This is a genomic window from bacterium (genome assembly GCA_024228115.1).
Lineage (GTDB): Bacteria > Myxococcota_A > UBA9160 > UBA9160 > UBA6930.
In genome coordinates this window covers 1-3,272 of the sequence record JAAETT010000478.1, presented here as the reverse complement: position 1 = coordinate 3,272, position 3,272 = coordinate 1, and the positions used below count along the sequence as shown (strand labels likewise).

At 62.3% G+C, this 3,272-nt stretch carries 2 protein-coding genes; both read right to left on the bottom strand.

Features of this window, described 5'->3' with window-relative positions; genetic code table 11:
• Positions 1-1,257: 1,257 nt before the first annotated feature.
• Positions 1,258-2,646 carry a porin family protein gene (locus tag GY937_20565; GenBank protein MCP5059105.1) on the bottom strand — a complete coding sequence of 463 codons (1,389 nt, stop codon included), beginning with the start codon at positions 2,644-2,646 and terminating at the stop codon, positions 1,258-1,260.
• Positions 2,643-2,921, bottom strand: coding sequence for a hypothetical protein (locus GY937_20560; GenBank protein ID MCP5059104.1), 279 nt, complete (start codon positions 2,919-2,921; stop codon positions 2,643-2,645). The genes GY937_20565 and GY937_20560 overlap by 4 nt, the downstream gene beginning before the upstream one ends.
• Positions 2,922-3,272 lie beyond the last annotated feature (351 nt).

The window sequence follows — 3,272 nt, the reverse complement described above, 5'->3', positions numbered from 1 at the left end:
GACACTACCTCGCGGCTCTCGATCGCGAACTCGACACCGATCCGACCGACACCGATTCGCCGTTCTGACGAGAAACCAGCACTCGCGCGCGACCACGGCTAGATGATCAGATTTCTACGGTTTCTCGTGATCGCCAACAAGTATGGCTTTGACCTGCTGGACCAGGCCAAGAAAGAGCTTCAGTGGACGCTCGAATACGACGCGGCGAGACAGGCGGAAGTGAAGAGGGCTCTTGCGAAGTCGCACAAGAGACGTTCCAGACCTCATAGATTTCGCTGAGTTCGATTCCTCCGCCGCCAGCCAGTCGACGCAGTCGCGCGGTGAGTAACCCGCCGGCCAAGCTGCCGCGACCACGCTTTCAGCGAATCGTTCCGAGACACTTGTCCGGAAGCGACGGTGCAATAGGAAATCTACGGACGCGAAGTAGTCGGTTCTTGCCGCGCGGGCCCATGTTGTCGCGAAGTCTATGTTGATCCTATTCGTCTGCTCAGGCCTCCTCTGTGACGGCCTTTCTTAGGGAGCCTCAACCCAGCGCCTTCCAGCGCATCGAGTGCCTTGGAGGTGCCGCGCCAGCGGAGGAACCAAGAATCGACCTTGCGCCCCCTTTCCTCTTCCGCACTGGTACCACTACGACGCGAAAGGCCGGCCCACGAAAGACGGCACTGACCGGACAAGGAATTCATCTGAGCAACTTCGACGGACTTTCTCCGCCTATAAACGCCCCATCCCGTCCGCGGAACACCCTCACAGCGCTTCTGGGTGTTTGGGGGGCCTGTTTTGACCGACAAACGCTGAGGGTCTCTCAGGGGCCACTACGCGGGCCCGGCGCTGCTAGTTCCCCCTCAAGACCCTTCTCGTGTCACCGAAGATCGTTAGTCCCTTGATTCAATTGGAAATACCCCACAAAGAACCTCCCTTGCATCAGAATTCACAGGGCGAAATCAATGTTCACGCGCCTGCCCATAGATCCGGGATGGACCCCTTCCATATCTCGCGAAGCGTGCGGGTCTTCCGTTCCGCGTCTCCCGATTTTCTCCATCGGCAGCTCTCTCCTTGGTCCCGGTCCTGTTTCTTACACGTTGCACCCGTCACATACATCGTATTCTCACTCCCATTCGCTGTGCTGTAGCTTTCGCTAGTTCGACAAAGTTCTCCCTCTCGTGATGCTCTTAGCGGCTCACGAGGGGGAGTTTGTCATTCCCGGAACTGTCAAACTCTGAGCGCCTCCCCGGCAGAGCCGGGGCGACTCCCGATGGGCTAGAACTTCAGGCCGAGCGCCAGGCCGAAGGTGTCTATGTCCTCGAAATTCGGCGCGTCTTCGCCGTTCTTGTAGGTGAGTCCCAGGCTAACGTGATCGTCCAGCTCGAAGGTGAGACCCGCGGTCAGGAACTGATACGTCGAGTCGCCCCTCTCCAGCGGGAGATAGCGGAAGGTCTCCTCCGCGAAGAGCGAGACCTTCTTCATCCGCAGCGGCTTCTGCAGGAACGTCAATCGCACGTCTGCCCGCAAGCGCCCCAGGAGGCGGAGAATGCCGTCGTCCGTCTCGTTGGAGTCCCCGTCGGCGAAGCTGTAGCCGGCTTCCGTCCCGATCCAGGGCTCCCAGCGGAACGCCACGGGCAGCTCCTCGTCGTTCCAGCAGTAGACGTGGATGCAGGCCACATCCGGCCCGTCCGGCACAAACGTGCCCTGCAGCTCAAGCGTCGCCTTGCGCGTGTCAAAGTCCCGATCGGTCTCGTACTTGAGCATCGCGGACGTGTAGAAGGGCGCGTCCCAGCTGCTGAGCCAGCCGCCCTGGAGACGGAGGGCGTTTTCGCTCGCGGTGTCATCGCTTGAGATGTGGACATCGAGGGATGCGGACGGGCTGTGATTCGCCTTTTTTCCCTCGAAGAACTCGCCCCAGATGATCGCGACATCGGTCGAGTAGACCGTGCTCTGCCCAGCGCTCCGATTCAACGAGAAGGTGGCTGGTTTGCCGTCCTGTTTCTCGGTGGGGGAGCGGCGCATGTGGATACCGTTGGAGCGGAGCTCCCCGATCAGAGTGTCGGGCTCCTCGCCGCGCCGCTTGGCCTCCGCATCCTTCTTCTCCTTCGCCTGTCGGGCCAACTCCGTCTTCAACCAGGAAGCTACGACCGCCCCTTCCAGAGCCGTTTCAAGTACAAGCTCGGCTGCCGTCGGCGGCCCGGGCTTCTCCTCGGCGAGTGCGGCGTACGCTCGGGCAAGCCGTGATTCGGGGAGACGACCTCCATGAAATGCGGCGACCGCACCGAGGCGGCCCTGTACCTCGGACGGCGAGATTCCCGGCACCCGCTGCGCCAGCCAGGTCCTGAACTCGGCCGTGTCAGCATCCAGGCGCTTGACGTTCGCCATGGCCCAGCCTGCAAGCTGGCTTCTTCTGGCAGGGTCCGACTCGTACCGTGCGAGTGCCTTGGTTAGGCGCTCCTGGATCGAAGGCTGGAGCGCGCGCGCCGCGGTTCCCGTCCGCAGGGTCTCGACCTGTGCGCTGAAGATCACCTTCTTCACCGAATACATGGACCGGAGATCGGCTTGGGCCCTCTCGATCTCTTCTTCGGTGTAGGCCGCAGAGTTCTGTGCGACGAACAGTGCACACGAGATGAGGGCGGCAGCGGTTCGGCCATGGAAACTCATCGGTTGTCTTCGACCGCTTGCCAAGCGCCCTTTACGACATCACCCACCTTCTTGCAGGCGAGGAACTCGCCGGGATCGAACGTCTTCATGGTGCATCCCTTGCGGCGAACCCGCTGGCCGATGTTCCGATGGTCTTTTCGCAAGCGAACTTTCGTGGCCCCGAACGCCGTCATCTTCGTCTGGTCCGTCACGTTCTCCGGGTTCGTGTACTTGGACTCGAAGTAGCCGTGGACGAGACGCCGCACGTCTCGTTTCGCCGTCAGCTTGCACGCCATGGGGTGGACTCCCGCTGGCCGGCGATGGTAGTTCCGATCGCTCTTTGTTCAACCCCCTCGTTTGGGTCAGGCCACAAATAGGCTCCTGCAGCCCAACACAAGTTAGCTGGCCCAGACGAGTCGCCCGCGCCGCAGGCAACTCGTTCGTGTGGGTTGGCCTACAGCCCCCCTTCTGAAAGGATACTAGGGCGCAGGTAAGCATCCCCCGGCAGAGCCGGGGGGGGGGGGGGGGGGGGGGGGGACACCAAAAAAGAAAGGGGGGGGGGGGGGGGCACGCCACCCCAGGAAGGGGGGGGCGCGGACCCGCGCGCGGGCAGGCGGCCGGGCGTGGGGGCTGTGGGGGGCGGTGCG